Source organism: Kribbia dieselivorans NBRC 106261, assembly GCF_001552435.1.
Classification (GTDB): Bacteria; Actinomycetota; Actinomycetes; order Actinomycetales; family Dermatophilaceae; genus Kribbia; species Kribbia dieselivorans.
Genome location: NZ_BCRE01000043.1, coordinates 36571 through 58801, shown reverse-complemented (window position 1 = coordinate 58801; position 22231 = coordinate 36571). Strand labels below are relative to the sequence as shown.

Annotated in this window: 17 protein-coding genes; 13 read left to right on the top strand and 4 right to left on the bottom strand. The window is 69.1% G+C overall.

Annotated features, from left to right (window positions below):
- Positions 1-26: 26 nt before the first annotated feature.
- The 3 genes from KD1_RS04105 to KD1_RS04095 all read left to right on the top strand — a co-directional run bounded on the left by KD1_RS04105 (position 27) and on the right by KD1_RS04095 (position 2079).
- Positions 27-767, top strand: coding sequence for a hypothetical protein (locus tag KD1_RS04105; protein WP_174521092.1), 741 nt, complete (start codon positions 27-29; stop codon positions 765-767).
- 10 nt (positions 768-777) lie between these two features.
- On the top strand, positions 778-1401 hold the full coding sequence (locus KD1_RS04100; RefSeq protein WP_157073158.1) for a hypothetical protein: 624 nt from the start codon (positions 778-780) through the stop codon (positions 1399-1401).
- Between the two features lie 168 nt (positions 1402-1569).
- On the top strand, positions 1570-2079 hold the full coding sequence (locus KD1_RS04095) for a hypothetical protein (protein WP_068397926.1): 510 nt from the start codon (positions 1570-1572) through the stop codon (positions 2077-2079).
- 107 nt (positions 2080-2186) lie between these two features.
- Here the strand turns inward: KD1_RS04095 and valS are convergent, their stop codons facing one another.
- Positions 2187-4814, bottom strand: coding sequence for a valine--tRNA ligase (gene valS / locus KD1_RS04090; RefSeq protein ID WP_068397922.1), 2628 nt, complete (start codon positions 4812-4814; stop codon positions 2187-2189).
- A gap of 90 nt (positions 4815-4904) precedes the next feature.
- Here valS and KD1_RS04085 point away from each other — a divergent pair, with 90 nt between their 5' ends.
- Together KD1_RS04085 and KD1_RS04080 are read left to right on the top strand one after the other, a co-directional pair.
- Positions 4905-5663 carry a lysophospholipid acyltransferase family protein gene (locus KD1_RS04085; RefSeq protein ID WP_068397919.1) on the top strand — a complete coding sequence of 253 codons (759 nt, stop codon included), beginning with the start codon at positions 4905-4907 and terminating at the stop codon, positions 5661-5663.
- 48 nt (positions 5664-5711) lie between these two features.
- Positions 5712-6245 carry a gamma carbonic anhydrase family protein gene (locus KD1_RS04080; RefSeq protein WP_068397916.1) on the top strand — a complete coding sequence of 178 codons (534 nt, stop codon included), beginning with the start codon at positions 5712-5714 and terminating at the stop codon, positions 6243-6245.
- Positions 6246-6263: 18 nt separating this feature from the next.
- Here KD1_RS04080 and KD1_RS04075 read toward each other — a convergent pair whose 3' ends face one another.
- From KD1_RS04075 to KD1_RS16145, 3 genes are read right to left on the bottom strand one after another with little or no spacing between them, the layout of a single operon-like run.
- Entirely contained in the window at positions 6264-6794 is a 531-nt protein-coding gene (locus tag KD1_RS04075) for an NUDIX hydrolase family protein (RefSeq protein ID WP_068397913.1), read from the bottom strand.
- 25 nt (positions 6795-6819) lie between these two features.
- Positions 6820-8187: an FAD-binding oxidoreductase gene (locus tag KD1_RS04070; protein WP_068397910.1), complete on the bottom strand. Its 1368-nt coding sequence runs from the start codon at positions 8185-8187 to the stop codon at positions 6820-6822.
- A complete protein-coding gene (locus KD1_RS16145) occupies positions 8184-8336 on the bottom strand; it encodes a type II toxin-antitoxin system ParD family antitoxin (RefSeq protein ID WP_083542045.1) in 153 nt (50 codons plus the stop codon). Before KD1_RS16145 ends, KD1_RS04070 begins: the two co-directional genes overlap by 4 nt.
- Before the next feature lie 250 nt (positions 8337-8586).
- Between KD1_RS16145 and ileS the strand changes: the two genes are divergently transcribed.
- The 8 genes from ileS to KD1_RS04030 all read left to right on the top strand — a co-directional run bounded on the left by ileS (position 8587) and on the right by KD1_RS04030 (position 22228).
- On the top strand, positions 8587-11940 hold the full coding sequence (gene ileS / locus KD1_RS04065; RefSeq protein ID WP_068397962.1) for an isoleucine--tRNA ligase: 3354 nt from the start codon (positions 8587-8589) through the stop codon (positions 11938-11940).
- A gap of 76 nt (positions 11941-12016) precedes the next feature.
- Positions 12017-12649, top strand: coding sequence for a thioredoxin-like domain-containing protein (locus KD1_RS04060; protein ID WP_068397959.1), 633 nt, complete (start codon positions 12017-12019; stop codon positions 12647-12649).
- Positions 12646-13371: a DUF305 domain-containing protein gene (locus KD1_RS04055; protein ID WP_083542043.1), complete on the top strand. Its 726-nt coding sequence runs from the start codon at positions 12646-12648 to the stop codon at positions 13369-13371. The genes KD1_RS04060 and KD1_RS04055 overlap by 4 nt, the downstream gene beginning before the upstream one ends.
- A 137-nt stretch (positions 13372-13508) precedes the next feature.
- Complete coding sequence (gene benA / locus KD1_RS04050) at positions 13509-14897, top strand: benzoate 1,2-dioxygenase large subunit (protein WP_068397907.1); 1389 nt, start codon at positions 13509-13511, stop codon at positions 14895-14897.
- Between the two features lie 11 nt (positions 14898-14908).
- Positions 14909-15403 carry a benzoate 1,2-dioxygenase small subunit gene (gene benB / locus KD1_RS04045; RefSeq protein ID WP_068397904.1) on the top strand — a complete coding sequence of 165 codons (495 nt, stop codon included), beginning with the start codon at positions 14909-14911 and terminating at the stop codon, positions 15401-15403.
- Between the two features lie 87 nt (positions 15404-15490).
- Positions 15491-18034: a benzoate 1,2-dioxygenase electron transfer component BenC gene (gene benC / locus KD1_RS17485; RefSeq protein ID WP_068397900.1), complete on the top strand. Its 2544-nt coding sequence runs from the start codon at positions 15491-15493 to the stop codon at positions 18032-18034.
- Positions 18035-18074: 40 nt separating this feature from the next.
- Positions 18075-20807 carry a helix-turn-helix transcriptional regulator gene (locus tag KD1_RS04035; RefSeq protein WP_068397897.1) on the top strand — a complete coding sequence of 911 codons (2733 nt, stop codon included), beginning with the start codon at positions 18075-18077 and terminating at the stop codon, positions 20805-20807.
- 35 nt (positions 20808-20842) lie between these two features.
- Positions 20843-22228, top strand: a complete 1386-nt coding sequence (locus KD1_RS04030; RefSeq protein WP_370670741.1) for a bifunctional folylpolyglutamate synthase/dihydrofolate synthase — start codon at positions 20843-20845, stop codon at positions 22226-22228.
- Positions 22229-22231: the final 3 nt, after the last annotated feature.

Below are 22231 nucleotides of genomic sequence, written 5' to 3'. Positions count from 1 at the left end.
GTTCGCGTACGGGGCAGGATGAGGGGGTGAACACCTCGTTCCGGTTGCACTCGGGCGACCAGGCGCCCCGACAGACGACGCCGACCACCTGCGGGGCTGCCTGCCTGACCGTGGCGCGGATGCTCGTCGACCCGCCGTTCGCGCGGTGGATCATCGCCGGGGAAGGCCGACCCGTGGGGGCGCCCGACGGGGCCACCGAGGCCGAACGATTCTCCGCCTATGAGGCGGTCGTGCATCGGCGCACCAATGCCTTCCGGGCCCCCGACGGGCGACTGAGCATGCCCTGGCCGCGGTCGCTGGGCACCCCTCCGTGGGGGGCTCGGCGTGAACTGGAGGCGGGCGCCGCGCGGCGGGGTCTGGATTACGACATCGTGCCGATCCGCGCGGACTCGGCCACGGCGCTCCGTCGCCGCCACGCTCGTCTCGTTGAGCTCGTCGAGGTCGGGGTCCCGGCCCTGCTGTACGTCGGCAGTCGCACGTTGCCGCGACACGTGACGCTCGTGCTGCCGGGGGATGGGGACTCCTATCTCGATGTCTACGACCCGTACACCGGGCAGGTCACGTTGCTCGATGACCGGCGGTTCGCCTCGGGGCGTCTCGGGTTGGCGGGCTGGGATCTGCCGTGGGTGCTGGTCCAGCCGAGCGAGCGCAAGCCGATCCTGGACACGGTCGGCGACCTGGTGCGCGACGCCCTGCCGCGGCCCATGCCGCACGGCGGTCACGTCACGACCAGCGAGGTGTCTCCCACTCGGGGCGCGCGTGGGTGAGAATGGCGGCATGCCTGACCAGACCGGTTCGACGCCCTCCCAGCCCACGGACCCCACACCCGCTCAACCCGCACCGACGACACCCGAACGACCCTCCTTCCTCGACCACAGCAAAGAGACCGGTCAACGACTGGCCGGCCAAGCCGTCGAAGGCGGCCGCCGAGCCCTGATCTTCGGCGCGTTCGCCGTCGGTGCGGTCCTGGCGCTGATGTTCGGCTGGTTCCTCTTCGGCGAGTGGTGGATCAGCATCGTCCGCAATCAGGTGGCCGGCAGCGTCTTCCGCGGGTGGACCTTCGGTTTCGTCATCGGCTTCGGCTGCACCCTGGCGTCGGCGATCTTCCTGTGGCTGCTGTTCCGGCGGAAGATGTGGATGTGGCTGCGCGTCACCCTCGGGGTGTTCGCCGCGCTGCCCCTGCTGCCGCTGGCCTTCTCGCTGCGTGTGCGGCTGAACGAGATCAACGACAACAAGGGGTCACTGGAGTACCAGATGCTCACCGATGGACGCGGTTACCAGACCGGTGTCACGGTCGGCCTGGTCCTCGCATTGGTCATCATCGGGTTCCTCGTCTGGTGGACCCTCGATCGCAAGTGGCGCCGTCGCAAGGCGGAGAAGGCGGACACAGCGGAGCGGTGACGCACGGGACCCTGTCGGTGTGTCGGGGAGCAACCGGTGCTCCGCAGGAACGGCAGGCTCGGCAGATGCGCGATTCCGTGGGACTCGCTTGGCGCGAGGGCCTACGATGGCAATGCATGGTTCACACGGGGCACGGGGGGCGACGTGAGGTTTCGGCATTCATCGGTGATGGGTATCGCGCTGCTTTCGACAGTGACGGGGGTGCTTGCACTGTCGAGCCAGGCACTTGCTGACAGGGGGGGAGATCAGGACGAGACCACCGTCGCCGAGGTGATCGACCGGGCCGTGGCGGCGGGGGTGGGTCCCGAGAAGCTTCCTGACGTGGCGGTCCGCCTGACGATTTCCCCGGACGGCGTTCCGGAGGGGGACATTGATGGCGTCTCCATCGCTGACGTGCAGGACGCTGCTTTGTTGGCGAAGCAGGACGGGATCAGCGGGCGAACGATTCTTGAGCGCCAGCGGCAGCACGAGCGGATCATGAAGGTTGCGGAGGTCGCACAGAAGCACGAGAGCACCTTCGCCGGCTACGACATCGACGGCCCGACGGGGTGGATCGGCTTCGTTGGGGAGGTCCCCGCGGACGTCCGCACTCGACTGGAGGCCACGTATGGTGAACTCCCCTCGCGCTGCTCGAGTTCTGAATATGCCGTGGCCTATGCCGACGTCAGGATCCGCTGAGCAGTCGCTCGCCACGAGGTGACCCCGCGCTGACGCAACGCAGGGTCCTGCGAAACGCGCGGTATAGCGCGCGCTTCGCAGGACCCTGTCGGTGTGTCGGAGAGTCGTCAGGCCTTCGGCGGCTTGACGAACGGCACGAGTTCGGTGTCGCGCAGCGCCATCGAGTCACCGTCGGCGAACTCGATCGTGCCGGTCAGGCGGCCGGCGGCGCGCAGGTCGCCCTCGCCCAGCTTGACCAACGCCACCTGAGCGGGCGGGCCGACCAACGTCGTCGAGGTGATCTCGGACTTCATCCCGACCTTGGCGTCGGACTTGGCCTTGCGCACCTGTGAGAGGGCCTCGCTGACCGCGGTGAGCACCGCCGGGTCGCCGACCGTCTCCGGGGTCACCTCGGCGACGGTGGGCCACGGAGCACGGTGCACCGACCCGGTCTGGAACCACGACCAGACCTCCTCGGTCGCGTAGGGCAGGAACGGAGCCAGCAGCCGCAGCACGGCGTCGAGCGCCACGCGCAGGGCGGCGCGCGCCGAGGCAGCGGCCTCCTCGCCCTGACCGCCGTAGGCGCGGTCCTTGACGAGTTCCAGGTAGTCGTCGCAGAAGGTCCAGAAGAACGACTCGGTCAGTTCGAGGGCCCGGGCGTGGTCGTACTTCTCGAACGCGTCCGTGGCTCGGGTGATGACGTCGGCCAGGGAGGCGAGCATCGCGGTGTCGAGGGGCTGGGTGATGGCCGCGAGCAACGCTCCGTCGACCTCGCCGAACGACAGGGCGAACTTGCTCGCGTTGAGCACCTTGATGGCCAGACGGCGGCCGACCTTCATCTGGCCGGTGTCGTAGGCCGCGTCGGTGCCGAGCTTGGCCGAGGCTGCCCAGTAGCGCACCGCGTCGGCCCCGTGTTCGCGCACGACGTCCTCGGGGGTCTGGGCGTTGCCCTTGGACTTGGACATCTTCTTGCGGTCCGGGTCGAGGATCCAGCCCGAGATCGCCGCGTGCCGCCAGGGCAATGAGTCGTGTTCGAGGTGGGAGCGCACGACCGTGGAGAACAGCCATGTGCGGATGATGTCCTGACCCTGCGGGCGCAGGTCCATCGGGAAGATCGTGTCGAACAACTCCGGGTCGTCGCGCCACCCGGCGGCGATCTGCGGGGTCAGCGACGACGTCGCCCACGTGTCCATGATGTCGGTGTCGCCGATGAAACCGCCGGCGACCCCACGCTGCTCCTCGGTGAAACCGGGCGGAGCCTGCACCACGGGATCAACGGGCAGGGCCGCCTCGTCGGGCACGATCGGGGTGTCGTAGTCGGGCTCACCGGCCTCGTCGAGGCGGTACCACACCGGGATCGGCACGCCGAAGAACCGTTGCCGTGAGATGAGCCAGTCGCCGTTGAGGCCGCTGACCCAGTTCTCGTAGCGGGTCCGCATGAAGCCCGGGTGGAACTCGAGCTCGTCACCGCGGGCCAGCAGCGCGGCGTTGAGGTCGGCGTCGCGACCGCCGTTGCGGATGTACCACTGCCGCGAGGTGACGATCTCGAGCGGCTTGTCGCCCTTCTCGAAGAAGTTGGCCTTGCGCTGGGTCTTCTGGGGCTCGCCCTCCATGTCGCCGGAGGAACGCAGCGCGTCGACGATGACCTCTCGAGCCGAGTGCACCGTCTTGGTCGCCGCCTGGGCGAACAGCTCACGGCCGGCCTGGTCGGTGATCCACTCCGGCGTCTCGGCCTGGATCCTTCCGTTGCGCGTGATGATGGAACGGGTCGGCAGCTGCAGCTCGCGCCACCACTGCACGTCGGTGAGGTCACCGAAGGTGCAGCACATCGCGATGCCGGCGCCCTTGTCCATCTCGGCAGCGGGGTGGGCCACCACGGGCACCTCGACGTTGAACAGCGGCGTGCGCACGGTGGTGCCGAACAGCGGCTGGTAGCGCTCGTCGTCGGGGTGGGCGATCAGCGCCACACACGCCGGCAGCAGTTCGGGGCGCGTGGTCTCGATGTACACCGGCCCGCTGCCGTCGGACGTGTGGAACCCGAGGCGGTGGAAGGCACCGGGGTAGTCGCGGGCCTCGAGCTCGGCCTGGGCCACCGCGGTCTGGAACGTCACATCCCACAGACCCGGAGCCTCGGCGGTGTAGGCCTCGCCACGGGCCAGGTTGCGCAGGAACGCCTGCTGTGCCGTCGCGCGGGAGTTGTCGTCGATGGTGCGGTAGTTGACCTGCCAGTCCACCGACAGTCCGAGGCGACGCCAGAGGTGTTCGAAGGTCTCCTCGTCCTTGACGGTGAGGATGTCGCACAGCTCGATGAAGTTCTGCCGGCTGATCGGCTTCTGGTCCGCGGCCTTGGTCGACTTGCCGTCACCGCCCTCCTGAGGCGGGGTGAAACCGGGCTCGTACGGCAGGGTCGCGTCGCCGCGCACGCCGTAGTAGTTCTGCACACGACGCTCCGTCGGCAGGCCGTTGTCGTCCCAGCCCATCGGGTAGAAGACGTGGTGACCCTGCATGCGCTTGTAGCGCGCAAGGCAGTCGGTGTGGGTGTACGAGAACACATGCCCGACGTGCAGCGAGCCCGATGCGGTGGGCGGGGGAGTGTCGATCGCGTAGATCTGCTCGCGCGGCGCGGCCAGGGCGGCCTCGCGGTCGAAGCGGTAGGTGCCCTGCTCCTCCCATACCGGTCCCCATACCTCTTCGAGCCCGTCGATGGTGGGCTTGTCGGGGATCGGTGTGGTCCGGATGGCACTCGCTTCGGTCATGCGCGCAATCTTCCCACCTGCGCCCGCGGCCCCGCGAATCGGTTGTCGACAAGGGTGGTTTGACCCGGGTTGGGCCCTTAACATCGCCGCATGAGCCTTGAACTGCCCTACCGCGGCGTCGAGCTGGCGGCCCGCGGGGCCTTTGCCCTGGCCGGATATCGCTTCACCTTCACCGGGCGGGAGAACGTGCCGCGCACGGGCGGCGCAGTCATGGCGATCAACCACACGGCCTACCCCGATTTCCTCATGGCGGGGCTCGGCGCGCGCAAGCAGCACCGCTGGGTGCGCTTCATGGCCAAGAAGTCCATCTGGTCGCACAAGTACGCCGGTCCGGTGATGCGCGCCCTGAAGCACATCCCGGTGGACCGCCGCTCCGGCGGGGAGGCCTACCGCCTGGCCGTCGCCGCGCTCAAGGACGGGGAGATCGTCGGGGTCTACCCCGAGGCGACGATGTCACGGTCGTTCGAGATCAAGGAACTCAAGCCCGGTGCGGTACGCATGGCACAAGAGGCCGGAGTCCCGATCCTCCCGACGATCGTCTGGGGCGCCCACCGCATCTGGACCAAGGACATCCCGAAGAACTTCTCCCGCAGCCACATCCCCATCCACGTCGCGATCGGAGCGCCGATCGAGGTCGGCCCCGACGACGACGTCACCGCGGTCACGCAGCACCTCCGGGAGACGATGCAGCGCATGCTCGATGAGGTCATCGCCGCGTACCCGCCCCTGACCGGCGAGGACCTGCGGTATCTGCCGGCCCGGCTGGGCGGTACGGCCCCGACCTATGACGACGCCTATCACCAGGACCTGTCGGACATGCAGCGCACGCGCGACGAGTTCACCGGCTGAACGACGCTCCGTCACCCGGCCCGATCACCACCAGCTTCGAGGTACCCCATGTCACCCCTGATCTACGGCGTCAACGGCGTCGACCCGACCATCGACCCCGCCGCCCGCTTGGCCGCCTCGGCCGTCGTCGCCGGAGCGGTGACCATCGGTGCGCAGGCGAACCTCTGGTACAACGTCGTGCTGCGCGCCGAGAGCGCGTCGATCACCATTGGCGCCCGCACCAACCTGCAGGACGGAGTCATCGGGCACGCCGACCCGGGCATTCCGCTGGAGGTCGGTGACGACGTCGGTGTCGGTCACGGGGCGGTGCTCCACGGCTGCCGGATCGGTGCGGGGAGCCTGATCGGGATGCGCGCGACCGTCATCAACGGAGCCGTCGTGCCCGAGGGCTGCATGGTCGCCGCCGGGTCGCTCGTGCTGCCGGGTCTGAAGGCGGAAACAGGCTGGATGATCATGGGGTCACCGGCCAAGGCGGTGCGCCCACTGACCGAGGCCGAGGTGGCGTTGGTCGCCGCAAATGCCCCAACCTACGTGGGGCTGTCCGAAGCGCACGACCTGACGCGGGGCGCCGACCTGGGCTGACGCGTCACACGTTGACCCTCAGACGCTGTGACCCAGGTGCGCGAGCGCTTGGCGCAGCAGCACACCGTGGCCGTTGGCCATCTGGCTGATGACCTCGGGAGCCAACGCCTCCTGCGGGGTCAGCCACGCCAGATCGAGGGCGTCCTGTTGCGGGGCGCAGTCACCGGCGACCGGCACGATGTAGCACAGCGCGACCGCGTGCTGGCGCGGGTCGTGGAAGGGCGTCACGCCCGGGGTGGGGAAGTACTCCGCGACGGTGAACGGCTGGGGACTGGCCGGTACCCGCGGCAGGGCGACCGGACCGAGATCCTTCTCGAGGTGGCGCATCAGGGCGTCGCGCACCCGCTCGTGATACAGGACGCGACCGGCGATGAGTTCGCGGGTCAGCCGGCCGTCGTCGTTGGCACGCAAGAGCAGCCCGACGGAGGCGACATCTCCGTTCTCGTCGACCCGCACCGGGATGGCCTGGACGTAGAGGATCGGCACGCGACCGCGCACGTCCTGGAGGTGCTCCTCGCTCAGCCACTGGCGTTCGACTTCGGTGGGCATGATCGTGATTCTGACAGAACGACGGTCAGGACCAGTACACGCGGCCGGGGTTGAGGATCTCCGTCGGGTCGAACAGGTGCTTGAGGTCGCGTTGGCGCTGCAGCGAGGCCGCACCCACTTCCTGCTCCAGCCAGCGGGCCTTGAGGGTGCCGATACCGTGCTCCCCACTGATCGTGCCGCCCATCGCCAGGGCGATGGTGACGAGTTCGCCGAACGCGGCTTCTGCGGCGGCCCGGCTGCCCGGGCCGCCGGGCACCTCCGGGTCGAAGAAGAACGAGGGGTGCAGGTTGCCGTCACCGCCGTGGCCGCTGGTCGTCACCTCGATGCCGTGCGCCGCCCCGACGCGATGCGCGGCCTCGATGAGATCGCCGAGTCGGACGATCGGCACGCAGATGTCCTCCAGGAACCGCGGCCCCTTCGCTTCGAGGCCGGGGTTGAGCATGCGCCGGCCGCCCATGAGCAACTCCGCCTCCTGGGGGTCATCGGCCGTGGCGAGGTCACTGGCACCGGCCGCCTCCAGCACCTGCGCGTAGCGGGCGATGTCCTCGGTGGCGTGCCCGGCGCGGTCGGACTGCACGAGCAGCACGGCCGTCGCCTCGGCCGGGTAGCCGTAGTCACCCAGGGCCTGGATGGCCGCCATCGTGGGGGAGTCGAGCACCTCGATCAGGCTCGGACGATGCGGTTCGAGGCGCAGCGCGACGATGGCCCGGGTCAGCGCCGCCATCGAATCGAAGATCGCCAGCGCGGTCAGCGGCGGCTCCGGGCGTGGAATGAGGCGCGCGACGACCTCGGTCACGACCCCGAGCGTGCCCTCCGAGCCGACGAACAACCCGGTCAGGTCCAGCCCGGCCACACCCTTGCTCGTGCGGCGCCCGGTCGTGATGACCTCGCCCGAGGCGAGCACGACCTGAAGGCCCCGGATGTGGTCGGCGGTCACGCCGTACTTGACGCAGCACAGTCCACCGGCGTTGGTGGCGACGTTGCCGCCGATCGTGCACGACCCCGAGGAGGCCGGATCGGGCGCGTACCACAGCCCCTGCTGCGCGGCGGCGGCCTTGAGGTCGGCGTTGATCGTGCCCGGGCCGCACACGGCGATCCCCTCGATCGGGTCGATCTCGGTCACGGTGTCGAGACCCTCGAGGTTGAGCACGATCCCGCCGGGAATGGCCACCGACCCGCCGGCCAGACCGGTCCGTGCCCCTTGCGGCACGACCGGGGTGCGGGTCGCCTGCGCGTGGCGGAGCACGGTGACGACGTCATCGAGATCGCGCGCCCGCACGAGGGTGAAGTCCCCGTCGCAGTGCGCCCCCAGCGACGAGTCGACGGCGTACCCGGCCTTGATGTCGGGGTCGGTGACGATCGCCGCGGTCGGCAACTCAGGGGCCATGGTCATGGCTTGCCCGACGACCTCTTCGACGCGATGAAGGCGTCGAAGTCGAAGGGCTCGGCCGGGCCGCTGATCTCACCCTCACTCAGCGCTGCGCGCAGCGTCGCCATCGGCGTCTCGGGGGTGTCAGGGTGGATCGAGGTGCTCTCGGCCATGTTCCGAGGTTATCCTTGGGCGCATAGGCGTTCGAGCCGTCATCAGCGGCGAGCCTCCGGAAGAACGGGCCAGCGACCAGGGCCTCACTAGACCCGGACGGGTGGCCCGTCACAGCCAGTGCAGAGCGGTCGTGCTCCCGTGCTCCGGGGTCGCGGCAAGCGAGGTGGTACCGCGGTGCTCCGTCCGATTCGGGCGCGGGCGTCGTCCTCGTGGACCGAGCCGAGTGACGACCGCCAGGAGCCGCACGCCATGACCTACCCCAAGGTCTCCATGTTCCCCGCTCAGCCCGAAGCGACCTCGGGCGACCCTGCCACCCCGGCGAACGACGCTCCGGGCGCGGCCTTCGGCGTCCCCGCCAGCCCGCACTTCCCGAAGCTCGAGGAGGGGGTGCTCGCGTACTGGCAGCAGGACGGCACCTTCCAGGCCTCGATCGACAATCGTCCCGCCGGTGATCACGGCTCCAACGAGTTCGTCTTCTACGACGGCCCGCCCTTCGCCAACGGCCTGCCGCACTACGGCCACCTCCTGACCGGCTACGTCAAGGACATCGTTCCCCGCTACGAGACCATGCGCGGCAAGCGGGTCGAGCGACGCTTCGGCTGGGACACCCACGGTCTGCCCGCCGAACTCGAGGCCATGCGCCTCAACGGCATCAAGACCACCGACGAGATCGTCGAGATGGGCATCGCGGAGTTCAACGAGGCCTGCCGCTCCTCGGTGCTGAAGTACACGAAGGAATGGCAGGAGTACGTCACCCGCCAGGCGCGGTGGGTCGACTTCGAGAACGACTACAAGACGCTCAACCCCGACTACATGGAGTCGGTCATCTGGGCGTTCAAGACCCTCCACGACAAGGGCCTGGTGTACGAGGGCTTCCGCGTGCTGCCCTACTGCTGGAACGACGAGACTCCGCTCTCGAACCATGAACTGCGCATGGACGACGACGTCTACCAGTCGCGTCAGGACCCGGCCGTCACCGTCGGTCTGCGCCTGAACACCGGCGAACTGGCCCTGGTGTGGACGACGACGCCGTGGACCCTGCCGTCGAACCTGGCGATCATGGTCGGTGAGGACATCGATTACGTCGTCATCGAGGCTCCGGTGCCCGGCAACCCCGAGCGCATCGAGCGTTTCATCCTGGCGGAGGCCCGTTTGGGCGCGTATGCGCGCGAGCTCGGCGACGAGCCGGTCGTCGTCGAACGATTGACCGGAGCGCAGCTCGCGGGCCGCACGTACACGCCTCCGTTCTCGTACTACCTCGGGCACGAGAACGCGTTCCGCGTCGTCACGGCCGAGTTCGTCACGACGACCGACGGTACGGGCCTGGTGCACACTGCCGGGGCCTTCGGTGAGGACGACAAGGTCGTCACCGACCGCGAGAACATCGAGGCGGTCATGCCGGTGGGCAAGGACGGCAAGTTCACCGCGCCGGTCAATGACTACCTCGGTCAGCTCGTGTTCGATGCCAACGCCCCGATCATGGAGCACCTCAAGGCCGCGACCCGTGGTGAGGGTGAGACCGGGTCGGTCACCGAGGGCACCGTGCTCCTGCGGCGCGAGACGTACGACCACTCCTACCCGCACTGTTGGCGTTGCCGTCAGCCGTTGATCTACAAGGGTGTCTCGTCCTGGTTCGTCGCGGTGACGCAGTTCAAGGACCGCATGGTCGAGCTCAACGAGCAGATCACGTGGACCCCGGAGCACATCAAGCACGGCCAGTTCGGCAAGTGGCTGGAGAACGCGCGCGACTGGTCGATCACGCGCAACCGGTTCTGGGGCAGCCCGGTGCCGGTGTGGAAGTCCGACGACGAGGCGTACCCGCGGATCGACGTGTATGGCTCGTTCGAGGAGCTCGAGCGGGACTTCGGTCGCCTGCCGGTCAACGCCGACGGCGAGCGTGACCTGCACCGCCCGTACGTCGACGACCTCGTGCGCCCGAACCCGGACGACCCGCGCACCCCCGAGGAGGGGCAGTCGATGATGCGCCGCGTCACCGATGTGCTCGACGTGTGGTTCGACTCCGGCTCGATGCCGTATGCGCAGGTGCACTACCCGTTCGAGAACCGCGACTGGTTCGAGAACCACTACCCGGGTGACTTCATCGTCGAGTACATCGGCCAGACCCGCGGGTGGTTCTACACCCTGCACGTGCTGGCGACCGCGTTGTTCGACCGGCCCGCGTTCAAGTCGTGCATCAGCCATGGCATCGTGCTCGGCTCCGACGGCCAGAAGATGTCGAAGTCGCTGCGCAACTATCCCGACGTCAATGAGGTCTTCGACCGCGACGGGGCCGACGCGATGCGCTGGTTCCTCATGGCCAGCCCGATCCTGCGCGGCGGCAACCTCATCGTCACCGAGCCGGGCATTCGCGACGGGGTGCGGCAGGTCATGTTGCCGTTGTGGAGCACGTGGTACTTCTTCTCGCTCTACGCCAACGCCTTCGACGGCGGCGCGGGGTACGAGGCGAAGTGGAGCACGGCGAGCACCGATCCGCTCGACCGGTACCTGCTGGCCAAGCTGCGCGAGTTCGTCACCGAACTGCAGGGCCAGATGGACCGGTTCGACATCGCCGACGCCTGCGAGAGCACGCGCACCTTCCTCGACGTGCTGACGAACTGGTACGTGCGTCGCAGCCGCGACCGGTTCTGGGACACCTCCGCCCAGGACGGTGCCGTGGCGCGTCAGGCGTTCGACACGCTGTACACCTGCCTCGAGGTGCTCACCCGGGCCATCGCGCCGCTGCTGCCGCTGACCACCGAGGAGATCTGGCGGGGCCTGACCGGCGGGCGCTCGGTGCACCTCACGGACGCGCCGGACCCGAGCGACCTGCCGCAGGACCACGCCCTCGTCGTGCAGATGGACACGGCCCGGGCGGTGTGCTCGGCCGCGTCGTCGCTGCGCAAGGCGAACAAGTTGCGCGTGCGGCTGCCGCTGTCCGACCTCACCGTGGTCACCGACGACGCCGCGGCGTTGCAGGAGTTCGCGCCGATCGTCGCCGACGAGGTCAACGTGCGGCAGGTCTCGCTGCAGGATGCCTCGACCGCGCAGGCGGCCGACTACGGCATCTCCCAGCAGTTGGTCGTCAACGCCCGGGCTGCCGGGCCTCGTCTGGGCAAGGAGGTCCAGGTCGCGATCAGGGGCTCGAAGTCGGGGGACTGGTCGGTGACCCCGGACGGCGACGTCACCAGTGGTGGCATCGCGCTCGTCGAGGGCGAGTACACCCTGGAGACCGTGGTCGCCCAGGACGGCGACGGCTCGCGGGCGACGGCCATGCTGCCCGGCGGCGGGTTCATCGTGCTCGACACGACGGTGACTCCGGAGCTCGAGCAGGAGGGGTTGGCGCGCGACCTCGTCCGGGCGGTGCAGCAGGCCCGACGTGACGCCGGCCTGGACGTCTCCGATCGCATCTCCTTGACGATCACCGGATCGGCGACCGTGTTCGAGGCGACCGTGACCCACCGCGATCTGATCGTCGAGGAAACCCTGGCCACGCAGTTCTCCTCGGCGCCGCAACTCGATGCGCTGCCGGCGCGTGACGACGTCGCCGAGGCGACCGTCGGTGAGGGCGAATCCGCGCGCATCAAGGTGATGAAGATCGGCTGACTCAGGGTTCTCCCAAGGTCGGCCGGGTAGGATGGTTGAACGTTCCACCTCGACCGGCCGATCTCTGGAGAGCCTCATGCCCCGACCCGACCGATCCTCCACCGGAGGCAACGACCAGCGAGCCGCCAAGCTCGACCAACTCCGCAAGGAGGCGCGCTCGGCGGATCGTCGTCGAACGGCCTCCCTGTGGGTCGTGGCGGTGGCGATCGTCGCGCTCGTCGGCGGTCTGGTCACGTGGCAGATCGCCCGCGACCCGGCCGGGGGCGACCTGTCCGCGGTGAAGTCGTACGACAACCTCGGGCGGGAGCACGTCACCGCCGGCAAGGCCGACTACCCCCAGACCCCGGCCGTTGGTGGCGACCACCACCCGGCGTGGTGGAACTGCGGCATCTACACCGAGGAGATCCCCGAGTACCACGCCGTGCACAGCCTCGAGCACGGCGCGGTGTGGCTGACCTACGAGCCCGGCCTGCCCCAGGCCGACCTCGAGAAGTTGCAGAAGCTGGCCTCCCAGGAGTTCATGCTGCTCTCACCGGTCAAGGGTCAGGACTCGCCGATCAAGGCCACCGCCTGGGGCAAGCAGTTGAGCGTGGACAGCGCCGACGACACGCGCATCGCCGACTTCATCCGCACCTACCGCCAAGGACCGCAGACCCCGGAGCCGGGTGCGGCCTGCACCGGTGGCACAACGACCGATCTCGCGCCGTGACGCAACCGGCGCCGCGGCTATCGGTCTCCGGGTGGATCGCCTTCGCCGCGGCTGTCGGGCTGGCCCTCGGCGCGCTGCTCGGGTGGGTGGCCTTCGCGCCTCGACACCCCGGTGACGACAGCGCCGACGCCGGATTCGCCCGCGACATGAGCGAACACCACGCGCAGGCGGTGGAGATGTCCCTGCTTGTCATGCAACGCACCGACGACCCGGACGTCGTCCGACTGGCCAGCGACATCGCCACCTCGCAGGCCTACCAGCAGGGGCAGATGGGCACCTGGCTGGTGGAGTGGGGGCTGCCGCAGGCCCGGCCGGGGGAGCGGATGGCGTGGATGGCGGGCCACGACCACGCCACCATGGACATGCCCGCCGGCGTGCCCATGCCCGGCATGGCCACCCCGGCGGAGATCGCGAAACTCACCTCGAGCCGGGGCAAGGCGGCCGAGGTCCTGTACCTGCAGCTGATGACCACCCACCACCTCGCGGGGGTGGAGATGGCCCGTGCCGGCCTCGATCTGGGCCGTGACCCGCAGGTGCGCTCGTTGGCGGAGAAGATGGTCCGTGCCCAATCCGGCGAGGTCGAACTGATGACGACGATGCTGACGGAGCGCGGTTCGCAGCCCCGCGAGGACGTCTCGGCGATCATGGGCCCAAACTCGCCGTCGGCCTCCACACCGGCCGAAGAGTCCTCCTCCACGATGGGTGGCCATTCTCGTCACTGATCCACCACTCATGGATCAAGACCTAGGTCAGACCTAGGTGGGGGCCTAGTCCACTGCGGCGGATTCCTTGGGACGGTACGGGGCATTGGCCGACGTGTTTCGGCCGGTGCCGCTGCTGCCACCCCACAGGAGGAACCATGACGGAGACGACCGCTGCGCTGCGGGTCGATCTTGACCAGATGCTCGTCGACGACCCCGAAGCCGGAGTCTTCCGGGCCAACCGCGCGATGTTCACCAGCGAGGAGCTCTTCGACCTGGAGATGCGCCACATCTTCGAGGGCAACTGGGTCTACTTGGCCCACGACAGCCAGCTGCCCAATCCGGGCGACTACTTCACCACGTACATCGGGCGGCAGCCGGTCGTCATCACGCGCGACAAGGAGGGCACCCTCCACTGTCTGATCAACGCCTGTGCGCACCGTGGCGCCATGCTGTGCCGGCGCAAGACCGACAACCGCACCACGCTGACCTGCCCGTTCCACGGCTGGACCTTCCGCAACGACGGGAAACTGCTCAAGGTCAAGGACCCGGAGGGTGCCGGCTACCCGGCCACCTTTGACAAGGACGGCTCCCACGACCTGACGAAGGTCGCGCGGTTCGAGTCCTACCGCGGGTTCCTCTTCGGCAGCCTCAACGCGGATGTCCCCACCTTGGCGGAGCACCTCGGTGACGCCACCACCGTCATCGACATGCTCGTCGACCAGTCGCCCGAGGGCCTGGAGGTCCTGCGCGGCTCCTCGACCTACACCTACGACGGCAACTGGAAGGTGCAAGCCGAGAACGGTGCCGACGGTTATCACGTCTCTTCGACGCACTGGAACTACGCGGCCACCACGTCGCGACGGAGCACCGGCGACTCGATCAACACCACCAAGGCGGTCGACGCCGGCGCTTGGGGCAAGAGCGGGGGCGGTTACTGGTCCTTCGACAACGGCCACCTGTGCCTGTGGACCTGGACGGGCAACCCGCAGGACCGCCCACTATGGGACGAACTGCCCGAGCTGACCGAGAAGTTCGGCCCGGCCAAGGCGGACTTCATGGTCAAGGGCTCGCGCAATCTGTGCCTCTACCCGAACGTCTACCTCATGGACCAGTTCTCCACTCAGATCCGCACCTTCCGCCCGGTCGCCGTTGACCAGACCGAGGTGACGATCTACTGCATCGCCCCCAAGGGTGAGCCGGCGGCAGCTCGCGCCCACCGGATCCGGCAGTACGAGGACTTCTTCAACGCCTCGGGCATGGCCACCCCGGACGACCTCGAGGAGTTCCGCTCCTGCCAGAAGACGTTCCTGGCCACCGCCGCCCCGTGGAACGACATGAGCCGCGGCGCCCAGCACTGGGTCACGGGCCCGGATGAGACCGCCCTCTCCTTGGGAATGGACGATGTCCGCTCCAGCGGCATCAAGAACGAGGATGAAGGCCTCTACCCGCTCCAGCATGGGTTCTGGCTCGAGACCATGCGCCGCGGCGTGGCCGCCGACCACCGGGCCGCCGCCGATCGGCAGCGCACCGCCACGCAGGCCTGAGGGGCAGGGACATGAGCACCATCGACCAGAACACCATCGAGCAGTTCCTCTTCCGGGAAGCCCGCTACCTCGACGACCGGGAGTTCGAGAACTGGCTGACCTGTTACCACCAGGATGTTGAATACTGGATGCCGGCCTGGGCCGACGACGACGCCCTCACGCGTGACCCGCAGAGCGAGATCTCGCTGATCTACTACCCGAACAAGGGTGGTCTGGAGGATCGGGTCTTCCGCATTCGCACCGAGCGTTCCAGCGCGACGAGTCTGCCCGAGCCGCGTACCAGCCACAACATCTCCAACGTCGAACTCATCGAGCGCCGCGGAGATGTCGTCGACGTGCGCTTCAACTGGCACACGATGTACTTCCGGTACAACCAGGTGGACCCGTACTACGGCACGTCCTTCTACACGATCGACTTCGGCGGCGAGTCGCCGCTGATCCGCCGCAAGGTCGTCGTCCTGAAGAACGACTACATCCACCACGTGGTCGACATTTACCACATCTGATTCATCGGCCGGTCGGGCGTCGGCGCGGCGCGCACACGGTGTGCCCCGTTGCCCGGCCGGTCCCTCAACGACGAGAGGCGTTGTTCCGTGACGTACCAGGTCGCGCTGTCCTTCGAGGACGGCGTCACGAAGTTCATCCAGTGCCAAGACGGCCAGACCGTCGCCGATGCCTCCTATCGCGCGCGCATCAACATCCCGCTCGACTGTCGCGACGGTGCCTGTGGGACGTGCAAGGCCATGTGTGAGTCCGGCGACTACGACCACGGTCCGTACGTCGATGACGCACTTTCCCCGGACGAGGCCGCCGAAGGTTATGTCCTGCCATGCCAGCTCATGCCACGCGGCGACCTGGTGCTGCAGATCGCCAGCACCTCCGCGGTGGCCAAGACCCAGGCAGCGACCTTCGAGGCAACCATCACCGAGGTGCAGCGGTTGTCGCCGACGACGATGGCCTTCACCCTCGAGGTGGCCGGGCGCAGCGAGCTGGCCTTCCTGCCCGGTCAGTACGTCAACATCCACGTGCCCGGCACGGACCAGAGCCGTTCGTACTCGTTCAGCAGCGACCCGGAGGACGAGCACGTCTCCTTTCTCGTCAAACTGACCCCCGGTGGCGTGATGTCGACCTGGCTCGCCGAGCAGGCCGCAGTCGGGGACACGGTGCGCTTCACCGGCCCGAACGGGTCGTTCTTCCTGCGCGACACCGACCGCCCGGCGCTCCTGCTGGCCGGCGGCACCGGGTTGGCGCCAATCCTGTCGATCCTGCGTCGCTTGCGCGCCACCGGCTCCCGGCGATCCGTCCACCTCATCTACGGGGTCTCCAGCGACGCCGACCTGGTCGAACTCGACACCCTCGCCGAACTCGCCGCCACGCTACCTGGCTTCAGCTTCGACCACGTCGTTTCGGACCCGAACAGCACGGCGCGCAACAAGGGCTACGTCATGTCCTTGATCGGGCCCGAGCATCTCCACGACGGGGACGTGGCGATCTACCTGTGCGGCCCACCCGTCATGGTCGAAGCGGTCCGCGCCGACCTGAAGGCGCGCGACCTCGAGCCGACCGGCTTCTACTACGAGAAGTTCGCCCTGGCCGGCACACCGGACACCGACCCGGCTGTGTCGACCCGCGCCGAGGCCGTGGTGGTCGACTCCACTCCCGCTGGCTGGGCCAATCCCGGCGACCCGCAGGCCCGTTCTCTGGCCGGGCAGGGCATCCTCCCGGCGGTGGGCACCGGCCCGAGCATGCCGCTCGACCCCGAGGAGGGATTGCCCAGCGGTGATCCGCAGGCCCGCGGGATCGCTGGTCAGGAGATGCTGCCGCCCCTGCCCGTCGTCGCTCCGATCTCGGGTGAGGTCGCGCCCGACGGGTACGAGATCGGTGAGGAACACCCGGCTGTGGGCGCGTCCGACGCCCTCTTCCAAGCTCGCACCGCGCTGGAAATGGGAGTGTTGGAGCTGGTGCTCGGCCGTCTCTCGAGCCAGCAGATCGCCGGTTATCGACTGCTGGCCGAGGCAACCGTGCCCTACGTCGAGGGCGACCGCTTCGTCGACGCGGCGGCCTACACCGAGGTCAACGCGGCCTTCCACGAGTACCCGTTCTCCTTGAGCGGAAACGAGCACCTGCTCGAGGCCTATCGCAGTCTCGGTGTCAAGGGCCACATGGAGACCACCTTGAGCCGGGCGACGTGGTGCCACCCGCAGTGCACCCAGGACCATCTCGATATCGTCGACGCGATGGAGGTCGGTGACCTCGACCGGGCCCGACAGTTGGTGCGCGATCACGGTGAGCGCTCCATGGTGACCACTCGTCGGGCGATGGCCGAGGAGGACGCGCGCCGGTTGCCGGCCTGGGTGACCCCCCGTCGCTTCGAGGGCCAGGTCGTCATCGTCACCGGGGCCGCCCAGGGGATCGGTGAACGGGTGGCCCGACGCATCCACGCCGAGGGTGGCCACCTCGTGCTGGCCGACCGGTCACCGGTGGTGCGTGAGGTTGCGGCGGAGCTCAGTGCGGCGGGTACCGAGGTCGCCGTCGTCGAGGCCGACCTGGAGCAGTGGGAAGGTGCCGAGTCCGTTGTCGCCCAAGCCATCGCCCTTCACGGCCGGGTCGACGTGGCCGTCCACAACGTCGGTGGCGCGATCCGGTTCACCCCGCTGCAGGAGTTCAGCCCGCACCAGATCACCGCGGAGATCAACCGCTCGCTCTACCCGACCCTGTGGGGGTGCCGCGCGGTGCTGCCGCAGATGATCGAGCAGGGGGGCGGGACCATCGTCAACGTCTCGTCCATCGCCACCGGCGGCATCCACCGAGTGCCCTACGCCGCGGCCAAGGGAGGGGTCAACGCGATCACCCGCTCGCTGGCCGTCGAGGCCGCTGAGCACGGGGTGCGGGTCGTGGCCGCTGCACCCGGTGGCACCGAGGCACCGCCGCGCCGGATCCCGCGTGGTCCCGGTCCGGAGGGGGAGCAGGAGGAGGAGTGGTACCAGGCGCACATCGACCAGACCCTCGATTCCAGTCTGCTCAAGCGCTACGGCACGTTGGACGAGCAGGCCGCAGCGATCTGCTTCCTGGCCTCCCGGGAAGCGGCCTACATCACCGGTACGGTCGTGCCGGTCGGTGGCGGCGACCTGGGCTGACAGCCGCCGGACAGACGCTGGGGACCTAGAGTTGCTCCACATGGCCAACCCCGCCGCCGTTCCCGCGCCGATCGGCCGTATCGCCCAGGTGGCACGGCTGATCGGTGTGGCCGACGAAGCCATCGCCACCGGGAGTGGACGCGTCGCCTGCATCAGCGGGGCTTCCGGAATGGGGAGTTCGGAGGTGCTCGCCGCGGTCCGGTCGCAACTGGCCAACCAAGGGTGGGAAGCACCGGCTCCGGTGCAAGCCCTCGCGTGGGAGCAGAGCCGTCAAGGTGGGGTGCTGGACGCGCTGTGCCACCGACTCGGAGGCCGCGCGCACCTGGGTGCTTGGTCGCAGCAGCGAGCACGGCCCGAGGAGGTCCAACGGGAGGTCGTGGCGTTGCACGCATGTGTGGCACTGGCCAGCGGGCCGCTTCTGCTCGCTGTGGAGGGCGGGATGCACGCCGATGTCCTCTCGCTGCAAGCCCTGGTGTCCGGGGCCCGACGCCCGCCCGTTCCGTTGTTCGTGCTGATCGCCGCCACGGTCCCGAACCACGACCGGCTCCCGGTCCCACTGGAGGGAGCGGACGTTCTGCGGGTGACGCTGCCCCCGCTTCGCAGTGAGGACGTGCGACAACTGGCTCTGGTCGAACACCGTATTCCCTTGTCGTCCACCGCTGCTCGTCGTTTGCGGGACCACACAGGAGGCGCGCCACGGGCGGTCCAAGAACTGCTCGACCAAGTGCCCGCGACCGTGCTGCAGGTGTCCACCACCGAACTCCCCGCCCCCTTCAGTCACCGCGCGGCCGTGGCGGCCAAGCTGGAACGGCTCACACCAGCGGCCTGGGACCTCGTGTGCTCGGCAGCCGTTCTCGGTCATGGGTGCACCCTGGTTGATGCGGTCGCCATCAGCCGGATCGCCGATCCGGTGCCGGCCTTGTCGGCTGCCATTGAGGCGGGGCTGCTCGTGGTGCTGACCCGTGACATCCCCGTCAGGCTTGGGCAGCCGAATCCCATGGACGCGCCGGCCGTACTCGATCTGATGCCGCTCGAGATGCGCCTCGACCTGCATGCCCGCGCTGCCGATGTGGTGACCGATGAGTGGGCACAGCTGCGCCACCGAGTGCGCTCGGCACCCCTGCCGGGTCCGCAGTTGGGCACGCTCCTCGTCGAGTTCGCGCGCCGTCGGGCTCGGCAGGGTCTGTGGGGTGAGGCATCCGAAGCGTGGTTGCTGGCCAGCCGCGTGGCGAGCGACCCGATGGTGGCGGCCGAGCGACTGCGCGCCGCAGTGGACGCGGTGCTCGATGCCGGGCGGGTGCCGGAGGCGCTGGCACTCCTGCCCGAGCTGGAGGTCCTTGACTCGGCCGGGGCACTGGCAGCTCGCGGCTATCTCGCCACCTTGCGGGGTAGGACCGCGGAGGCCGGTGCGTTGCTGGAGACCGCGTGGCAGCACGTGGGTGAGGACCGCGCCTTGGCGGCGACGATCGCCCAGCGGCGGGTGATCCATGCCTTGGCCCAGTGGCGTGGAGCGGACCTCGTGGAGTGGGCCTCGCGAGGCATGGACCTGGCCCAACGGCACGATCCCGCGTGGAGTGAGTCGGCCGCGGTCGTCGGGCTCGGGCTGGCGATGAGCGGCCAAGGCCCCGCGGCCCTGACCGAGTATGGTGCCCTGGCCAAGGTCGGTCTTCCGCCGGCTCAGCACCAGCGGGCCCTGCTGGGCCATGGCTGGGTCCTCCTGGCCCGTGACCACCCGGAACGGGCTCGCCACCTGTTCGAGGAGGCGTTGTCGAATCGTGCCGGCCAGGTGTCGGCGCGCATCTCGTTGTGGATCCATGCCTGGCTGGCCCGCGCCCACCTCCTCCTGGGGCGGTGGGACGAGGCGCGGCGCCTGGTCGACGATGGGGTGGCGCTGCTCGAACTCACCGGCATAGAGCTGATCGGTCCCATGCTGCACTGGACCGGCGCCACCGCGGCCGTGCTGCGCGGCGATGACTCGGCCTCGGCCTGGCATCTGCGCCGACTTGGCGACGGGGCTCACGGCTATCCCGTGATGGCCGTGCCGGCCGCCCTGGCCCGGGCGGAGGTCGCCGATGCAGCCAACGCGCACGGGGCGGTGCTGGACGCCTTGGAGCCATTGGCCTCCGGGACCATGCCCGCCGATGTCGATGAGCCGGGCTTCTGGCCGTGGCAGCACCTGTGGGCCACGGCCTTGGTCGGCACCGGGAGACTGGACGAGGCGGACCTGTTCCTGCGACCGCATGAGGCGCTGGCCGCCGAACGAGGTCACGTCTCGCAGAGCGCCCGACTGGCCGTGGCTCGCGGTCGGGTGGAGGCGGCCCAGGGTGATCCGAAGGCGGCGGTCGAGCGGACGACCGAGGCCGTGACGGCCCTGGCGACCTTGCCGCTGCCGCTGGAGCTCGGTCGGGCGCATTTCGCCTTGGGCATGGTGCTGCGTCGTGCCGGCAGTCGGCGCGATGCCGACGGTGAGTTGCGTCGGGCGCGGTTGCTGTTCGACTCGCTCGGCGCGGTGGCCCTCACCGCGCAGGCAGACCGCGAGCTCAAGGCGGGGGGAGTGGCGGCGGCGCGCTCCGTCGATCCGACGAGCCTGACTCCGCAGGAACGGGCCGTCGCGCGCCTCGTCGTGCGGGGCTTGGGCAACCGAGAGGTGGCCGACCAGTTGTTCGTCTCGGTCAAGACGGTGCAGTTTCATTTGACACACATCTACGGCAAGCTCCGGGTGACGAGCCGCACGGCCCTGGCCTCGGAGCATCCAGAATTGGGCGACGACTGACCTTGGTGCGCGCGGGGTGCGCGACAATGGACGGCATGCCAGCCCCCGATGCCGCTCAGCGTGAAGCCGCCCGCCAACTCGACCTGCGCAAGCAGATGCGCGAGGCCGAGGAGGCCATCTTGGCGCGGGCTCCCGAGCATGACCTCGAGCCGAGCCTGGACCGGATCGCCGCGGTCATGGACCTCGCCGGTCAGCCGCAACACGCGTACCCGGTCATTCATGTCACCGGGACCAATGGCAAGACGAGCACGGCGCGGATCATCGAGAAGATCCTGCGCGAGTCCGGTCTGAACGTCGGCCGGTTCACCTCACCGCACCTTCACCACCTGCGCGAGCGGATCAGCCTCGGCGGTCAGCCGGTCTCCATCGAGCGATTCCTCGACGCGTACGCCGACATCCTCCCGTTCGTCGAGATGGTCGACGCCAGGTCCGCCGCCGACGGTGGACCGCGGATGACGTTCTTCGAGGTCCTCGTCGTCGTCGCCTACGCGGCGTTCGCCGACGCGCCGGTCGATGTCGCCGTGGTCGAGGTCGGCATGGGTGGGGGGTGGGACGCGACCAACGTCGCCGACGGGGTCGTCAGCGTCGTCACCCCCGTCGGGTTGGACCACCAGCATTTCCTGGGCGACACGCTCACGGAGGTCGCCACCGAGAAGGCCGGCATCATCAAGCCCGGCGCGATCACGGTGTCCGCGCCACAGGCGGACGAGGTGATCGAGGTGCTCCGAGCGCGGGCCGAGGAGGTCGGCGCCGACCTGCGCCTCGAGGGCCGCGACTTCGGCGTCCTGACCCGAGACGTGGCCGTCGGTGGTCAGCAGATCAGTGTGCGGAGCCTGGCCGGCGACCACACCGACCTGTTCCTGGCCCTGCATGGCGCTCATCAAGCCGGCAACACCGCCCTGGCGATTGCCGCGGTCGAGGCGTTCCTCGGCGGGGGAGAGCAGCCGTTCAACGACGACGTCCTGCGCAGCGCGCTGGCGAACGTCACCTCGCCCGGGCGCCTGGAGATCGTGCGCCGCAGCCCGACCGTCATCGTCGACGCTGCGCACAACCCGCACGGAGCCGTCGCCCTGCGCCAGGCGCTGGAGGAGGAGTTCACCTTCACCCGCCTCGTGGGTGTGCTGGCGATCCTCAAGGACAAGGACGCGGTCGGCATCATGGAGGCGCTCGAGCCCGTGCTCGACCACGTCGTGGTGTCGCGGTCGACCTCGCCGCGGTCGATGCGCCCCGATGAACTCGGTCAGCTCGCCGGCGAGGTGTTCGGCGAGCACCGGGTCACGGTGGTCGAGGCGCTGCCCGACGCACTGGATCTCGCAGCTGAACTGGCCGACGAGGGCGGCGTGGCCGGAGGCGTGCTCGCGACCGGGTCGGTGACGACCGCGGCCGACGTGCGCCTACTGCTCGGCGTCGAGTCGGCGTGAGCG

Coding starts and splice junctions, on each gene's coding strand:
- benB (WP_068397904.1), top strand. CDS start 14,909: ATGAGCACCATCGACCAGAACACCATCGAGCAGTTCCTCTTCCGGGAA.
- KD1_RS04095 (WP_068397926.1), top strand. CDS start 1,570: ATGGGTATCGCGCTGCTTTCGACAGTGACGGGGGTGCTTGCACTGTCG.
- KD1_RS04085 (WP_068397919.1), top strand. CDS start 4,905: ATGAGCCTTGAACTGCCCTACCGCGGCGTCGAGCTGGCGGCCCGCGGG.
- ileS (WP_068397962.1), top strand. CDS start 8,587: ATGACCTACCCCAAGGTCTCCATGTTCCCCGCTCAGCCCGAAGCGACC.
- KD1_RS04060 (WP_068397959.1), top strand. CDS start 12,017: ATGCCCCGACCCGACCGATCCTCCACCGGAGGCAACGACCAGCGAGCC.
- valS (WP_068397922.1), bottom strand. CDS start 4,814: ATGACCGAAGCGAGTGCCATCCGGACCACACCGATCCCCGACAAGCCC.
- KD1_RS04070 (WP_068397910.1), bottom strand. CDS start 8,187: ATGACCATGGCCCCTGAGTTGCCGACCGCGGCGATCGTCACCGACCCC.
- KD1_RS04100 (WP_157073158.1), top strand. CDS start 778: ATGCCTGACCAGACCGGTTCGACGCCCTCCCAGCCCACGGACCCCACA.
- KD1_RS04035 (WP_068397897.1), top strand. CDS start 18,075: ATGGCCAACCCCGCCGCCGTTCCCGCGCCGATCGGCCGTATCGCCCAG.
- KD1_RS04080 (WP_068397916.1), top strand. CDS start 5,712: ATGTCACCCCTGATCTACGGCGTCAACGGCGTCGACCCGACCATCGAC.
- KD1_RS16145 (WP_083542045.1), bottom strand. CDS start 8,336: ATGGCCGAGAGCACCTCGATCCACCCTGACACCCCCGAGACGCCGATG.
- KD1_RS04030 (WP_370670741.1), top strand. CDS start 20,843: ATGCCAGCCCCCGATGCCGCTCAGCGTGAAGCCGCCCGCCAACTCGAC.
- KD1_RS04075 (WP_068397913.1), bottom strand. CDS start 6,794: ATGCCCACCGAAGTCGAACGCCAGTGGCTGAGCGAGGAGCACCTCCAG.
- benA (WP_068397907.1), top strand. CDS start 13,509: ATGACGGAGACGACCGCTGCGCTGCGGGTCGATCTTGACCAGATGCTC.